This window comes from Thalassotalea litorea (genome assembly GCF_005843925.1).
Taxonomy (GTDB): Bacteria; Pseudomonadota; Gammaproteobacteria; order Enterobacterales; family Alteromonadaceae; genus Thalassotalea_A; species Thalassotalea_A litorea_A.
In genome coordinates, this window is sequence record NZ_VCBC01000017.1 from 19285 (window position 1) to 35242 (window position 15958).

Here is a 15958-nt window from a genome sequence, read left to right on the forward strand (position 1 = left end):
TCTATCTCATTTTCATGCGGTTGGTTAAAAATTGACGCAGACTGTGATCCAGCGGTTGTTCAATAAAACAGGCTTGAAAGCTGACCCCAGCGTTTAGCAATCGAGTTTGAACTTGCTTAAGGTATGCTCGCCGGTTTGATAGATATTGCTGCTTTACCTGATCACCATTTAGCACTTTATCTCGTCCGGTTTCGGGATCCACAAATCGTATTAAGCCCTGGTAATCAAATTCTGACTCTGCCTGGGATTGTAATTGAAACACCACCACTTCCCGGTGTCTGCCAACCAGGCTTTCGATAAACTCGATAATCTCATTATTTTGCTGGGCAAAGTCGGTGATCACAATGATCATATTGGCACCGATAATAGCGCCACTATCATGATGCCATTGCAATGGAAGATGCCCTGCGCATTGGCTTTGTTCTAAGGCGATCAGCACCCGTTGTAAATGCCTCTGAGTATTTGCCATCCCTGTATGGCGCTGCTGCTCGGAGTTACACACCGACAGCGCGATGCTATCCCCTTGTTGGTGTGCCAGGTAGGCCAGTGTCGCAGTCAAAAATTTTGCATACAGGTGTTTGCTAAGACCCGTTTGAAATGGCTTGGATGGTTGCGTTGCAGCAGTTGCGAACCGTGAGTTTGCGGTTTTTTCCACCGGCCCCGTCATTGACATCGATGCACTGGCATCAACGATAAAATGGATTTTAATGTCAGACTCCCGTTCGGCCTGACGAACAAAATACTTATCCGAACGGGCAAACAGTTTCCAGTCTAATTTTGCTAAATCATCGCCCGGTTCATAGGCACGATACTGATTAAATTCGATGCCATTTCCCCGTAAGACACTGGCATGTTCTCCCTGCAGATAGCCTGTAGCAAGGCGCTTGGCGATTAACGGCAAATCACCAAGTTCAGCAAGAGTTTGAGGATCCAGAAAATGCGACATAAATGGCGTTTAGCTCAATACCGACGCGGGGATCTGGGTGTCTTCCAGCAATTCGTGAATAATGTCATCGGTTGTTACTTGTTGTGCTTCCGCCTGAAAATTTAACACTAAACGGTGTCGTAATACGGGATAAGCAATAGCCCTTACATCATCTAAGCTGACAGAAAATTCACCGCGCAATAACGCGTGAGCTTTGGCACATAAGATCAACGCCTGACTTGCTCTTGGCCCTGCCCCCCAACTGACAAATTGCTGAACCTTGGCGAGTTTGGAAACCTGAGGCCGACTTGCCTGAACCAAAGACGCGCCATAAGCCAGTAACGAATCCGAGATATTCACGGCCCGGGTTACCGCCTGCAACAATAAGATTTCCTGTTGATTTATCACTGATTCCACTCGACCGCTCTGGGTCGCAGTGGTGCGTTTTAAAATTTCAATTTCTTCTGCAAAGCTTGGATAGACAACCCTTACAAAGAGTAAGAATCGATCCAATTGTGCTTCAGGTAAACTATAGGTTCCCGCCTGCTCAACCGGATTTTGAGTGGCCAGTACAAAGAAGGGTTGTGGCAGTTCATATTGCTTACCTGCAAATGAAATACTGCGTTCCTGCATGGCTTCGAGTAATGCCGACTGAGTTTTCGGAGGCGTTCGGTTAATTTCGTCCGCCAGTAAGATTTGCGTAAACACCGGGCCTTGTTGAAACTTAAAAAACCGATCGCCACTGGCATGATCGGTTTCAAGGATCTCCGTACCAATAATATCCGATGGCATTAAATCCGGGGTAAATTGGACTCGATTAAAATCCAGATCCATGGTTTTCGCTAACGTTGAAATCATTAAGGTTTTCGCCAGTCCAGGCACCCCCTCAAGCAAACAATGCCCCTGCGCCAGCAAAGCAATAAGAATTTGGTCAATCACCTCATGCTGGCCGACAATCACATTGCCCAATTGTTGCTTTAAAAGGTTGAGCTTTTCGAGAGTCTGATTTATTTGCTGTTCGTTAACATCGTTGAGCAAATTGCCCATTTCAATACTCATTCTGATTCCTGTTATTTTCGTTTCATAAAAATGACGCGATTTTATGGTGTAAACACGGCTCGAAGTCGTTGTGACTATGCAGTCATGGCATACATAACGATATTTACCGCAAATTTGGTATTATCGACGCGAAGCCAACGCTTATTGCGAAAGTCGTAATCCCACTCGCAACCAAAATCTTTGTTGGAATATAAAACCCCGATGCGACCATTTATGACAATGGCCTTTAGATAATTGTGAACCAGATCGTCTCCCCAGCCATTAAGCTCCACGGAAGTTCGAGGGGGACCATCAAATTCAAAAAAACTTCGATAAATCGGGTGATCATTGGCAATTTTTTGTAATGCTTCGGGACCGAATAACTGCGCCATTTGTCGTTCAAAGCTGCGGGCAAACATGCCATCTATGTCATGATTACAATCGTCCACAAAAACAAACCCACCCTGTTCGACATAGCGTTTAAAGTTCTCCGCCTCCTGCGGCGTAAACTGTACTAATCGATGTCCAGCCAGGTAGCAAAATGGCGACTGCAACATTTGTGGATCCGATAATGGGATCACGCGCTCGCGGATATCGACCCGCAGACTGGTATACTCAATCAATGAATTCAATACATTCGCGGGCATCCGTTCATCAACTTCCCAATCTCCGGATTCATAACTTAAACGAGTGAAGTAAAAGTCATAGGTGCTGGAGTCAGGATTGGCGAACAGGTTTCTAGACAACGCCATTGACGCTGCAAGAGATGAGACAGATAAAAGAAATTGTCGTTTATTCATAACAGTCAAAAAGGCGCTAACCGTTCGTTAGCGCCAATTTATAATTGGTTGTTAAACCCTTATACCGCATCCGACAAACTTGAGAAGGTAAAGTCACGAATTTTCATTGGCGGCACCATGCTACCATTGATCCGCTGTGGCTTACCTAAGGCTTCAATGTTGTTAAGCATCACAATAGGGCTTTCGTTAAAACGGAAGTTTTTAATTGGGTACTTAATCTTGCCGTTTTCGATGTAGAAGGTGCCATCACGGGTGAGACCCGTGTATAACAACGTCTGCGGATCGAGAGAACGAATATACCAAAGACGAGTCACCAAAATACCGCGACGAGTATTTTTGATCATGTCCTCTAGCGATTCATCACCACCTTCCATAACATACGCATTCGGCTCTGGAACATAGTCATTATCACTCTTTTTCGCCCAGAATGGCGTATTCGGCATATTGGCGATAACCCCATCTTTAATCCAGTCCATGCGTTGTAATGCATGACCATTACCAGCGAAAGGTGCAGAAGGTGCGATATCGTGTTGGGGATCCGAGTATACGTTGACGCGTTCATCAAACATTTTCTGCCCCAGCTTGTTTTTCGGCCCTTTTTCACCTTCTTTAAGTTTGTTACTTAGGAAGCTGCGGCCTTCATCAGCACTGCGTTGGTCAAAGGCATTCATCATATTACCTAACAGACCAACACTGGCTGCCGGCTCTAATATCACCGTGTACTTGCCTGGCTCCAGCTCTTTCGCTTCGACAGAATCCATCGCTTTTTGCATGGCAATTGCCGAGGCTTGTTGGGTATCAAGTAGTTTGTAATCAGAGTAATCGCGCGTAACCCAACCGGAACCTTTACCATCGTTGGTGCGGATGGTGACGGAGAAATCAACATTGGACGCCTGGTTATAGGCAAATAATCCTTTGTTGTTCATAATCGCACTAAAGCCCACGGTTTCTTCCAAAAATCCAGACGCGGTTAGCTTGTTTTTGATCGACGGTTGAATCGAATCATCGGCAGCTTGGGCGCGGTCTGCTGGTGTTACGTTGGCTGTGGTATCAAAAAACGTATTGGATTTAAGGTATTTTTGCTCACCAAACAGTGGCATATATTCCGGATTTTCCGGCGCCAGTTTCGCCAGCTCTTCAGATCGCTCTACGACTTTTTGCAAAGACGCATCGTCAAATTCATTGATCGTAGCAACCCCGGTGCGCTTGCCAAATGTGGACTGTACCGCCAGTACCAGATCACTTTGCTCACCCGCCGTAGATACCGTGTTACGTGCGTAACGTATGTTACCGCCTACCTGGCCATCCAGGTTACATTCAACTTCATCGGCCTTAGAAAACCCGATGACTTTGGTTAGCAATTGTTTTGCTTTTTGTTCTGTTAAAATTGTCATGGACATATTCCTTACAGTAAATCGTCGTCAGGGCCGAAATTAAACGTTTCGAGCCGTGTTGATCACATTGATGTTGTTAAAACGTGTGGTTGGGCAACCGTGCGATACGGCACTGACCTGGGACGGCTGTCCCTTACCATCAAAGAATGAACCCCCGAGACGATAATCGGATTTACCTGCAAGCTGTGCACAGGAATTCCAAAATTGTTGGGTATTGGACTGATACGCCACATCTTCAATCTGTTCGGTAATTTTACCGTCTTTGATTTCAAAGAATAACTGGCCACCAAATTGAAAGTTATAACGTTGTTGGTCGATAGAGTAAGAACCTCGTCCGGCGATATAGATACCATTCTCAACGTCTTTAATGACATCTTCAGCCGAGATATCTTTTTCATTCGGTTTTAAAGAAACATTCGGCATACGCTGGAACTGCACATCACGCCAGCTTTGAGAATAACAGCACCCGTGGGATTCTTTTTGATCAATCATATGAACTTGATCCCGGGTTGCCTGATAGTTCACCAAAATACCGTCTTTTACCAGATCCCAGTCTTTGGTTTTCACGCCTTCATCATCGTAAGCGACATTACCTAAGGAGCCTTCCTGGGTTTTATCTGCAAACAGATTTACCATTTCTGAACCGTATTGGAATTTGCCACTGCGCCACTTATCCAAGGTCGCAAAACTGGTACCGGCATAGTTCGCTTCATAACCCAACACCCGATCCAGCTCTAATGGATGACCCACGGACTCATGAATGGTTAACATCAAATGGGCAGGATCCAGCACTAAATCATACTTACCCGGTTCAACGGAGCGCGCTTTTAATTTTGCCTGTAACTGTTTACCAGCGGCCGCTGCATCTTCGACCATATCGTAAGAGTTCTTATAACCAATACCAGCGCCAGCTATCTTGATCTTGTCTTCTTCACGACCATCGAGATACTCAAAGCCCATGCCTACAGGGTTTCCTAATGCCGCACGCTGTTTAAAGCCATTTTTGCCCACTGCAGTGGCGAAAAACGGAGCCCATAGGCGATGTACGTCCTGATCAATATAGGAACCGTCGGTCGATGCAAAATACTTTTGCTCGTTCACTAAAAACAAAATAGAACGGATATAGTTTGCACCATTGGTTAGCGCGGCATCATTGACCGAAAGCAACAAATCGACTTTGTCTTTGATCGGTACTTCAAACGCATTCTTCTTGATAGGTGTTTGCCAGCTTACATCACCAACCCCTTTTACAGGTGCCAGTTTTACTGGTGCGGTTTGAAACTTAGAATTTGCCATTGCCACGGCAACCGCCTGTTCAGCAGTTTTTGCGATGCTGTCCGGGGTCATGTTCGAGGTGGATGCAAATCCCCACGTGCCATTGGCAATGACTCGGATACCAATACCCGCCGATTCCGTGTTAACGATGTTGTCTACGACCCTTTCCTGGGTTGTAACAAACTGATTCAGATAGCGACCAATACGCGCATCAGCATAAGTCGCGCCTTTAGCCTTGGCGGCATTCAAAGCAATATCTGCCAATTTCTTTTTGTACGCCACATCCATGGGCTTATCTAATAACTGCTCTGCCGACACGGCAACACCTGACAGTGGCAAGGTTAAAGCACCCATGCCGACACCGCCAAGCTTGATAAAGTCACGTCTTTGCATCAATTCTTCCTCTGCTCTAGTAAGCTTCTGTATCATTGCAGCAACATAGCGTTTGCACGTCTGTTGCCATTGCGAATTCTATCGATTGGTTTTCAGTATTGTCCCTGGTGTTTCTTCAACGTATTGAGTTCACAGACAATAAAACTTCTAAGTTAAACTTTACTTCTACTTTATAGCAAATTGTTACAAGCGATTAATAGTATTTTTCCAAGTTTGTAACGGAATGTAACAAATGAGTCGCTTGGCTTAAGCCATTCCCGTTGTCCATCTTCTTTAGTTGCCCCAGACCTCGTGCTATGATTGCCGGCAATTAAAACCAGCGCTTTAAGGAAAGACACTCGATGAAAATTGTTTCATTTAATATCAATGGGCTACGAGCACGATTACACCAACTCCAAGCCCTTATTGACAAGCACCAGCCAGACGTTATTGGTCTGCAGGAGATCAAGGTGCATGATGAAGCATTCCCATTAGAAGATGTTGAAGCCATGGGCTATCACGTCTATTTCCATGGCCAGAAAGCCCATTACGGCGTTGCCATGTTATGCAAAAAACCGGCGAAAGTCGTCCAAAAAGGGTTTGCCAGCGACACCGAAGAATCTCAACGCCGAATGATAATGGTCACCACTGAAGACGAACAAGGCCAGGATATCACCATTATGAATGGCTATTTCCCTCAGGGGGATAACATCAGCCATGAAACCAAATATCCCTATAAACGCCAGTTCTATAAAGATTTGATGACCCATTTAAATGAAAATCATCAAAATGACCAACAAGTCGTGGTGATGGGTGATATTAATATTTCCCCTACGGATTTGGATATCGGCATTGGTGAACCCAATCGTAAACGCTGGCTCAAAACCGGTAAATGCAGCTTTCAACCGGAAGAGAGACAATGGTTGGCAACGTTAATGGACTGGGGATTTGTCGATACGTTCCGCCAGTTAGCACCAGATGCAACAGAGCGCTACTCCTGGTTTGATTACCGTTCGCGCGGCTTTGACGATAACCGAGGTCTACGCATTGATGTGGTATTGGCCACTCCGTCTCTGGCGAAAAAATGCATCGAGTCGGACATTGACTATGAATTAAGAGGCATTGAAAAACCCTCGGATCATGCGCCGATTTGGGCAACATTCGAGTGCCAGTCTGACAACTAAATTACGATTCAATGTCATATTCATTCGGCACAGACCAATCACGTCACAGTGGCACTTGACTAGCACATGCCAGTCTAAGTCACGAAGATTGGTCTGCATCGTTTATCTTGCAATTTGCGATGCAATGACCATTGTTAATGGGCAGGCGTAATAAATACCTATAATAGGCATTCATTGTGAACATTGCAGTTAAACATGGCTGTTCAACAAGCTGTGCAATTATCGTGTTAACGTATTAACCGGTTTTTCAAAATTGGGATAGGAACTCATTAATGCCAAACCCTCAATACCTTTGCCCTTTATGCAATCATCCATTGCACCTTGATAACAAAACCTTTAAATGTGAGAACAACCATAGCTTTGATGTGGCCAAAGAAGGCTATGTCAATCTATTGCCGGTTCAGTTCAAACATTCCAAAGACCCAGGCGATAACAAACAAATGGTAAATGCTCGCAGAGCATTTCTGGAAAATGAATTTTATGCGCCGTTACGAAACAAACTGCTAGAGCTTTATCAAAATTTCAACGAATTTGACGCAAACACGGTATTGGATATTGGCTGTGGTGAGGGCTATTACACCTCATCCCATAAAATGGAAAATAATCACGTGTATGGTATCGACATTGCCAAAAATGCCATTCGCATAGCGGCAAAAAAATATCGCGATTGTCATTATAGTGTGGCCTCTATTGCGCAACTGCCATTTGCCAATGAGTCGATAGATTGGGCCTACTCCGTGTATGCGCCGATAAAAGTTGAAGAATTTCATCGAATCATCAAGGCCGGCGGCTATTTGTTGGTGGTGTCTCCAGGTGCCAGACATTTATGGCAACTCAAATCCTTGATCTACCGCACACCGCAACCTCATGATGAAACTTGTCCGGATATGTCAGGCTTTGAGCTGATCGAAGAAACACGGCTTGCCTATGAAATGAGCATGCCCACCATTGACGACCGTTTTAACCTGTTAACCATGACCCCTTTCGCGTTTAAATCTTCCGATGATTTAACCCGGGCATTAACACAAGCCGAGCAGTTTGTGTGCGAAACAGATTTTATGATCCGCCTGTTCAAACGCTGTTAAGTCAGCAATGACGTGTTTGGCTCATCAGGTGATAGATGTTAGATTTTAGATGTTAGATTTTAGATGTTAGATTTTAGATGTTAGACGTTAGCCGACAGGTGTAAGGTGACAGGAGATGTTTAAGCGGGTTACAGCAAAGCGCAATGGTCAATGATCAAAGGTCAGCAGTAACCGCCCCTAAAGACAAGTAACGCAACTCCTGTCTAGTGCTTCATCGTTTTATAAGAGTAATCCAGTAATTTCGCCAAATCCATAAAGCTCGGTTTAACGACTTTGAACTTCACTTGTGGTGTGCCTTCACCGTGCTGTTGGATCCGCTCGACACCTTGTTTATACCAATTTTCTAACGACGGTGGCAAAGTTTGTTTGGACTGCTTCGCCATAAACAGTAATGCCTGAACCGGCAAGGAGGCGATAAATAACGCATAAACAGAACTTGAATTGAGATACTCACTACCAAAAGACATGATCGGCACAAACATGACCACAAGTGCCAAAGGCAGGCAATATCTTTTGGTAAACCGGCATGCAACGACCGCTTGATATTGCGAGAAATAGCGGGCCAGCTCAGCGCGTTCAGGCCAAAGTTTGACGTAATCATTACCGAGTTTTAATTGCTGCATCAAGGAAGTTTTCATCATTACCCATTCACTAAAGCTTGCGGACGTTTCGAATCAAAGCCACTAAGAAGTTTCCCCAGAGGAACTTTGCCGAACCCTTTAATATTACATGATATGACAGATAAAGTTGATAAATAGTTGCAAATGTCTCCTCACCGACCAAATCTAAACGTTAATACGTCCTGATCGTGTTTTGGATCATCGTGTCATTACTCGCCTGCAACGTCAATGTTGTTAAATTGTAAAAATTTGTTCGAAATACAATCAACACTAAAAAACCAACAAAACCATACAGTTAAGAAGAACAACAGAGCTTATTCACAAGACTACCCACAGTAGTTGTGGATAATTATCCAATTACCTTAAAGTTTTACAGTATCAACCTTGCTGAGTAACCTCACGGATAGTTATTCGTGATCTTCGGAAAGTGACCAATGTAAGCAATAAATGTAAGCGATAAATACGGCACGGTGACTCATTGTTTCCTGATTTGCATTTGACTGCCAATCAGGAAACAATGAGTCACCGATTTACAATGGCGATATTCGTTCACTATTCCCTATGACCAAGCAAACTTTACAACTGTTAGACGATGTTTTTGATATCCACAGCTTTGAACAGGACTCCCCTATTCCAGCGCCGGTTTTCTCGGCATCGGTGTTTTTTATCGCCAAAACCTATGAAGAATTGTCGGTCGTGGTACCAAGCTCGGTGCAGTTAAAAAGCCAGGAAGTCGAAAGCGATTGGCGGGCGTTAGAGGTTTTAGGGCCGTTGGGATTTTCATTAACGGGTATTATGTCGCAGATTTCAGGAGTGTTGGCTGCCAATCACATTAGCATTTTTGCCATTTCGACCTTTGATACCGATTATATTTTGATCAAACAGGATAAGGTACAAGATGCCATCAACGCCCTGCGCGCTGATGGCTATATGGTGATCGAGCCCTAACGCCTGTTTACCTGGCCCCAGTAACCTGGTCTAAGTTACCTGGGCCCTGGTTAAAAACGCCAGCCCAGGTTCAGATTAAACAAATCACCCGATACCTCAAAGAAATGATGATAATCTGCGCCAATATAGAGCCCATTAGAAAACTCATAGGTATAACTGGTATAGGCTGAATACTCACTTTCGTCGATAACATCAAAATCAATTCGATTGTATTTGGCACCGATATTCCAGCGGTCAGTAATAAACCAGTCTGCCGTCAGTAAAATTTCGTCTGCACTAAAACCCAGATATTGTTGTAACTGAGCATTCCCCGTAGTTTCGATATCATACTTTTTATAAAAGCCACTGAAATATAGCCCCTGATTCTCGGCAAGTGGCAAATAATGACTGGCTCCAAGGGTAATTATCGAGCTTTCAACGCTGCCTTTTGCAGCATCATTTTCCAGGATAAGGCCAACCTGTATACTTCCCGGCACACGATTCGAGGCTAGAAAATTTGCCGCATAGATGGGGTATGGATAATACATTAGCCATTCACCAATACTAGCCGATTCTTCTGGTTGCTCTCCATAGAAAAATGACTGCTGATAACCATCATCGTCCGCATAATCATAGGACACAGAAAAACGCGTTGTATCTGTTAAATAGTATCCTGCGGAAAATTGATAACCACCGACATTATGATTTTCCAAATCAAAATAGCTGTACTGGCCGCCAATAAACCAATTCTGCTCAAAAACCCATTCTCCGCTTACCGTATAGGTGTCATTTTTAGGATCTCGCCAAGAAAAATAATCGAGTTCCTGTCGTATAAAACCTGCTTGAATATAACTGGTTTGCGCAAGCTCATTGGCGAGGACTACAGGTCCGTTTTCCTCAACATCGTCGACATAGAAACGGTAACTGAGCGCTTGATCCATCTGACTACCGCTATCAACACCAATACTATACTCAATGTGATGCTGATAAACATTGTGTTGGCTGCTCACGCGTTCTTCAGACAGAGCGGAAAATGAAAGCAAACTCAATGCGGATACCGCAAGGTAGGATTTCGTCAAATACACCATAGATAATTCCTTTTATAAATTACATCAAAAGCCAATCAACGCCTTAGCAACCATTATCTTGGTACGAAAACCATGGTAGGCGCAGGCATTAAAACATAAATTTCAGGCAGTTGCACCGCGCATCCTGTTATTTACAAAATATTTACAAAGTGTTTTTAAAAATATTCAAATCACTCGCTAAGTGGATTTTTCAGGTAGGACTTTTCAAACATTGTGTTACTGGAATGGCCAGCTTACTACTGCTAATACGACGATAATGTGATTTAATAAGGGGAATTTATAGCGTTAAATAGAGCAAAAAAATGACCCAAGCTATTGTTTATGGTATCCATAATTGCGATACCGTGAAAAAAGCCAGAAAATGGCTTGAACAAAATGGTATCGACTACCAATTCCATGATTTACGAAAAGACGGCGTTAATGCCGAACTTATTTCCGAGTTTGTTGCAGGTGCTGACTGGGAAAAACTATTGAATAAGCGCAGCACCACCTATCGCCAGCTTGAACAAAGCGTTAAAACGCAACTTGAGACCAGCGCCGGTGCTAACACCCTAGTTGAACATCCAACGTTGCTTAAAAGGCCTCTATTAAAAACCGACGGTCAGTTCCATTTAGGCTTTAAAGCCGAACAGTATCAGGATATTTTCGCTAATGAGTAATTTTCCCGATGTCATTGAATTAGCCTGTGATTTGATTTCCCGCGAATCTGTAACCCCAGAAGATGCCGGTTGCCAACAATTAATGGCGAGCCGATTAGCGCCATTGGGATTTAATAATGAATCCATGGTGTTTGAAGATACCACCAACATGTGGTCGCGCCGGGGCACTGAAAAACCGGTGTTCTGTTTTGCCGGTCACACCGATGTTGTGCCGACTGGGCCGTTAGATAAATGGCATACCCCACCGTTTGAGCCAACCATTATTGATGGTGTTCTCTATGGCCGTGGAGCTGCCGATATGAAAGGCTCTTTGGCGGCGATGGTTGTCGCCACCGAGCGTTTTGTAAAAGATTATCCTGATCATAAAGGCTCAATCGCATTTTTGATCACCAGTGATGAAGAAGGTCCGTTTATCAATGGTACCACTCGCGTCATTGACACCCTTGAAGCGCGTAATGAGAAAATTGACTGGTGTATCGTTGGCGAACCTTCCAGTACCAATGAGGTTGGTGACATTGTAAAAAATGGTCGACGGGGTTCGATTACCGGTGATCTAACCGTGCACGGTATACAAGGCCATGTGGCCTACCCTGAAATGGTTAAAAACCCGATTCACGATGCCGCACCAGCACTGGCGGAGTTGAGTCAAACCGTATGGGATCATGGTAACGATTACTTCCCTCCCACCAGTTTTCAGTTATCGAATGTAAATTCCGGTACCGGTGCCACCAATGTCGTGCCCGGCGAGTTACATGGCATATTTAACCTGCGCTACTCTACGGAAATCAACGATCAGCAAATCATTGATAGAGTCACCAATATTCTTGATAAACATCAACTGAACTATGACATAAAATGGACCTTCAATGGCCAGCCATTTATCACTGGTGAAGGTTTATTGCTAAATGCCGTTACCGATGCCATTTTCACCGCCAATGGGTTGCGCACCACACCTTCCACCGCTGGTGGTACATCCGATGGCCGTTTTATTGCACCAACCGGTGCTCAGGTTGTTGAGCTCGGTCCATGCAATGCCACGATCCATAAGGTTAATGAACAAGTCAGATGTGAAGAATTGGTGCAGCTAACAGACATGTACTATCACACCTTAGTGAATTTACTGGCGAAATAATATGACCCCAGAACAGCTGACCGGACAGTCGCAACAACATATTGCGTTTATCGAGGGCAACATCGGCTTGCATCAACAAGTCGTTGCGCCCTGGCAGGCGTTACAAGCTGCTGCGGCAAAAGACGGCTTTAACTTACAAATCGTCAGCGGCTTTCGCTCTTTTGAGCGCCAGCTTGGGATTTTTAATGCCAAGTTAACGGGCCAGCGACCGGTTCTGGATATCAATAATTGCCAAGTTGCTATGGATAGTCTGACTGTAGAACAACAAATTCACTCGGTATTGCTTTATTCTGCCTTGCCGGGTGCGAGCCGCCATCACTGGGGCACGGATATTGACGTATTCGACCCCGATTTACTGGATGGTTTAAAACTGCAGCTCGAGCCTTGGGAATATGCAGGTGGTGGGCCGATGGCTCCCCTTAATGACTGGTTAAATAGCAATATCGAAGCGTTTGGTTTCTATAAGCCCTATGCCAAGTATCAAGGCGGCGTTGCACCGGAGCCCTGGCATCTTTCCTATCGTCCTTTGGCAGCACAATTTGAGCAACAGTTGACCCTTGATTTACTGCGAACCTGTCTCGATAACCATGCAATCAATGCGTGTGATGAAATTGTAAACTTGTTACCTTCTATTTTAACCAGGTATGTTAAAATAACGGCTTAACTCCGTAGAACCTAATTAGCAGAGATCAAACATGAGTACCTGGTTAATCGTCCTGATCATTGTTCTGGGCTTGGCAGTCATTATTGGCAACCTGTCGATGCTGCAAAAAAGCGCCCACCCAATCCGACGTAAAAGTTTAAACGATTTAGAAGAGACGCTGCCGCGAGCAGGCGAGCGTAAAAAGAATTCAGATAAGTCTAAAGACTGAACATGCCATAACATCGCGGATGCCGTAATCTGCGCTGACACATAGCAAAACGCCGATCAATTGATCGGCGTTTTTGATTGGATTAAAGGCAATGCTTAATCGAACGTCAATGCACTGGACATAATATCAAAATTATTTTCCAACACAGTCTCACTCAATACTTCCTGCTGGTCATTGATGATTTTCAGCAATGTTTTATCTTGCTTAGGCTCTAAGTGAAACTCATAGCTACCATCTTCAAGATCAATTACACCAACATCTTCGCCCCAAATACCATCCCATAAGCTCGGATCATTACGCTCATAATTCACCATATAGATGAACTTAGACTCGTTAAGATCGGTAACTGAGAAATTGTACTTTTCAAAGAACTCCGGCAACAACTCCCAAAACTCTTCTTGAGAATAATCCACTAAGTACGCAGCATGGCCTTGTTGCTCAGTCATGGTCACCACTTTACGATTCGCTCGGGCAAGACGTTGATCACGAAGACTTAAACGATATTCGTAATCAATTTGCGCAGAAATCGCATTAACCATTGCCATTTCAATGCGCTCTTGCTCGATAGGGTCGATTTTACCGTTTTTTGGTGATTGATATTCAATCAGCTCAACGTTCAATCCAACACTACGTCCATGAGGCTTGGTAACCAAAGAGTATTTAAAACGCCAGCTTTCTGAAGTTTCAATGTCTTCCCACAACCAAAAACCGCTTTTTGTTTGCTGATGAAACCAATCGGACTCTAACTGTGTGCTTTGCTTAGAAGTGAGCTCTACGCCCTCTTCCTGAAGATAATTTTCAATGGCCGTTACAACAACTTGTTGCAGGTCACTATCGTCTTCGATTTTGTCAAACCAGATTTGAGCAGTCTTATCAAATTCATCGACACGACTTCCTGATGCCAGAGGCAAAACCAATGAAGGTGCACGAATATCGACCTGCTCACCTACCGGGCCTGCGCTAGCCTGAAGCGAAGGAACAGCATACTCAGAATCCTGAGCAGGCTGGTTTAGATGGTCTGGAACAATTAACGCCTGAGGCACGTCTTGGTTGACGTAGTCAAATTCGCCTTTTGCCTGTTTGCGTGTTTCTACTGTACTACAGGCACTTACGGCCAACGTCAGTAATGAAAGATATAAAGTTCGGCGATTCATTAAAACTCCTGATGAATAAAGCCTGCAATTACTTGCTTGTTATTGCTTGTTGTAGCTTGTTATAGCTTTGAGCTATCATCGATATAGGCGCTTACTTTAACATAATCAACGCTAAGTGAAAGCCCCCTAAAAACAACTAAATGGCAATTTATCGGTCGTTATACGGATTCTGAGAAATATATAACATCCATGCTCGGCTTTTTGGACGTATCCAATGCCGGTTAGTTCCCCAACTCAATCAATATAATGCCGACTATTACATGCACTTACCCACGTTAAAGACATCACTATGTGTAATTATTGTGTTAATATTTAGCGAATACTCGTCAGTTAACTTTCCACATCTGTCATGAATCAAAGTCTGGTGTTTACAGCCATAGGCAAAGACAAAACTGGTATCGTCAGTGAATTAACCAAATTGGTTTGGCAATTTGGTTGCAACATTGATGACAGTCGAATGGGAATATTCGGTGATCAGTTTTCGATTATTATGTTGGTTTCCGGAACAAAATCCGCAATTAACCAACTGGAAGTAAGACTTCCTTTACTTGCCCATTCGATGCAGCTGTTAACCATCATACAGCGAACCCATTCTTTAGGCGCTGAAATCAGTGTTGATCAAGTAACCGTGGAATTTAGCGGTAATGACGCCCCTGGCATACTCAAAGAAGTGACGGAATTTTTTGCGCGGCGTGATCTCGATTTAATTTCGCTTCGTTCCAAGGCAGATAAAATCACCGAAAAAATATCCTCGCAACTCATCTTTAAGCTCAATGACGACCCGGATTTTGAACGGTTAATGCCAGATTTTAATCATTTGTGTGAGCGACTCGCCATCACTGGCAAACTGCTCCATAGCTGACATTTTACGACACAGAACATCCAACGTTAAAGGAAACAACCATGGTTAGCCCACTACAAGCTGGCGCAAAAGCCCCTTTATTCACCCTACCGGATCAAAATAATGACCCGGTTTCCCTGGCAGATTACATTGGCAAAAAGAAAGTATTAATTTACTTTTATCCAAAAGCGATGACGCCCGGTTGTACGGTTCAGGCACAAGAGCTGAGAAACCATAAAGCCGAGTTCGAAAAGCTCGATACGGTGATTTTTGGGATCAGTCCGGACGAAGTCAAACGTCTCGACAAGTTTTGTCAACGTGACGCGTTAAACTTTACATTGCTCTCCGATGTGGACCATAAGGTCGCTGAAGAGTTTGGTGTTTGGGGACTGAAAAAGTTTATGGGTCGCGAGTATGACGGCATTCATCGCCTGTCATTTCTTATTGGTTTGGATGGTAATATTGAAACGCTTTTTGATAAGTTCAAAACCAAAGATCATCACCAAGTGGTGCTAGATGCAATAGATAACTGATCTTTAAAACCCAAAAAACGTGCAAATTGACTTCTCAATGAGCACGTTTTTTATCGTAT

Annotated in this window: 17 protein-coding genes; 9 read left to right on the forward strand and 8 right to left on the reverse strand. The window is 44.0% G+C overall.

Annotated features, from left to right (window positions below; genetic code table 11):
- Position 1: 1 nt before the first annotated feature.
- From FE810_RS14910 to FE810_RS14930, 5 genes are all read right to left on the reverse strand, one after another.
- A complete protein-coding gene (locus FE810_RS14910; protein WP_138321095.1) occupies positions 2–946 on the reverse strand; it encodes a DUF58 domain-containing protein in 945 nt (314 codons plus the stop codon).
- 9 nt (positions 947–955) lie between these two features.
- Positions 956–1984 carry an AAA family ATPase gene (locus tag FE810_RS14915; protein WP_171022393.1) on the reverse strand — a complete coding sequence of 343 codons (1029 nt, stop codon included), beginning with the start codon at positions 1982–1984 and terminating at the stop codon, positions 956–958.
- A 74-nt stretch (positions 1985–2058) separates the two neighbouring features.
- Positions 2059–2715, reverse strand: a complete 657-nt coding sequence (locus tag FE810_RS14920; protein ID WP_246037076.1) for a DUF4159 domain-containing protein — start codon at positions 2713–2715, stop codon at positions 2059–2061.
- A 107-nt stretch (positions 2716–2822) separates the two neighbouring features.
- Positions 2823–4157 carry a TldD/PmbA family protein gene (locus tag FE810_RS14925; RefSeq protein WP_138321098.1) on the reverse strand — a complete coding sequence of 445 codons (1335 nt, stop codon included), beginning with the start codon at positions 4155–4157 and terminating at the stop codon, positions 2823–2825.
- A gap of 39 nt (positions 4158–4196) precedes the next feature.
- Complete coding sequence (locus FE810_RS14930; RefSeq protein ID WP_138321100.1) at positions 4197–5825, reverse strand: TldD/PmbA family protein; 1629 nt, start codon at positions 5823–5825, stop codon at positions 4197–4199.
- A 341-nt stretch (positions 5826–6166) separates the two neighbouring features.
- On the opposite strand from FE810_RS14930, the gene xthA reads away from it, so the two are divergent.
- Together xthA and rlmA are read left to right on the forward strand one after the other, a co-directional pair.
- A complete protein-coding gene (xthA, locus tag FE810_RS14935; RefSeq protein ID WP_138321102.1) occupies positions 6167–6988 on the forward strand; it encodes an exodeoxyribonuclease III in 822 nt (273 codons plus the stop codon).
- A gap of 272 nt (positions 6989–7260) precedes the next feature.
- A complete protein-coding gene (rlmA, locus tag FE810_RS14940) occupies positions 7261–8073 on the forward strand; it encodes a 23S rRNA (guanine(745)-N(1))-methyltransferase (protein WP_138321104.1) in 813 nt (270 codons plus the stop codon).
- A gap of 203 nt (positions 8074–8276) precedes the next feature.
- Here the strand turns inward: rlmA and yfbV are convergent, their stop codons facing one another.
- Positions 8277–8714 (reverse strand): terminus macrodomain insulation protein YfbV, encoded by a 438-nt coding sequence (gene yfbV, locus FE810_RS14945; protein ID WP_138321106.1) that lies wholly within the window; start codon positions 8712–8714, stop codon positions 8277–8279.
- 540 nt (positions 8715–9254) lie between these two features.
- Between yfbV and FE810_RS14950 the strand changes: the two genes are divergently transcribed.
- Complete coding sequence (locus FE810_RS14950; protein WP_138321108.1) at positions 9255–9641, forward strand: ACT domain-containing protein; 387 nt, start codon at positions 9255–9257, stop codon at positions 9639–9641.
- 50 nt (positions 9642–9691) lie between these two features.
- Here FE810_RS14950 and FE810_RS14955 read toward each other — a convergent pair whose 3' ends face one another.
- On the reverse strand, positions 9692–10708 hold the full coding sequence (locus FE810_RS14955) for a TonB-dependent receptor (RefSeq protein WP_138321110.1): 1017 nt from the start codon (positions 10706–10708) through the stop codon (positions 9692–9694).
- Positions 10709–11010: 302 nt separating this feature from the next.
- On the opposite strand from FE810_RS14955, the gene FE810_RS14960 reads away from it, so the two are divergent.
- The 4 genes from FE810_RS14960 to FE810_RS14975 are packed head-to-tail and all read left to right on the forward strand — an operon-like array spanning position 11011 to position 13371.
- Positions 11011–11367 carry an ArsC family reductase gene (locus tag FE810_RS14960; protein WP_138321112.1) on the forward strand — a complete coding sequence of 119 codons (357 nt, stop codon included), beginning with the start codon at positions 11011–11013 and terminating at the stop codon, positions 11365–11367.
- Entirely contained in the window at positions 11360–12499 is a 1140-nt protein-coding gene (gene dapE, locus FE810_RS14965) for a succinyl-diaminopimelate desuccinylase (protein ID WP_138321114.1), read from the forward strand. Before FE810_RS14960 ends, dapE begins: the two co-directional genes overlap by 8 nt.
- 1 nt (position 12500) lies before the next feature.
- Complete coding sequence (locus FE810_RS14970; RefSeq protein ID WP_138321116.1) at positions 12501–13163, forward strand: M15 family metallopeptidase; 663 nt, start codon at positions 12501–12503, stop codon at positions 13161–13163.
- Positions 13164–13194: 31 nt separating this feature from the next.
- On the forward strand, positions 13195–13371 hold the full coding sequence (locus FE810_RS14975) for a DUF2897 family protein (RefSeq protein ID WP_138321118.1): 177 nt from the start codon (positions 13195–13197) through the stop codon (positions 13369–13371).
- A gap of 95 nt (positions 13372–13466) precedes the next feature.
- Here FE810_RS14975 and bamC read toward each other — a convergent pair whose 3' ends face one another.
- Complete coding sequence (bamC, locus tag FE810_RS14980; protein WP_138321120.1) at positions 13467–14525, reverse strand: NlpB/DapX family lipoprotein; 1059 nt, start codon at positions 14523–14525, stop codon at positions 13467–13469.
- Between the two features lie 349 nt (positions 14526–14874).
- On the opposite strand from bamC, the gene FE810_RS14985 reads away from it, so the two are divergent.
- On the forward strand, positions 14875–15387 hold the full coding sequence (locus tag FE810_RS14985; RefSeq protein ID WP_138321122.1) for a glycine cleavage system transcriptional repressor: 513 nt from the start codon (positions 14875–14877) through the stop codon (positions 15385–15387).
- A gap of 41 nt (positions 15388–15428) precedes the next feature.
- Positions 15429–15899: a thioredoxin-dependent thiol peroxidase gene (gene bcp / locus FE810_RS14990; protein ID WP_138321124.1), complete on the forward strand. Its 471-nt coding sequence runs from the start codon at positions 15429–15431 to the stop codon at positions 15897–15899.
- Positions 15900–15958 lie beyond the last annotated feature (59 nt).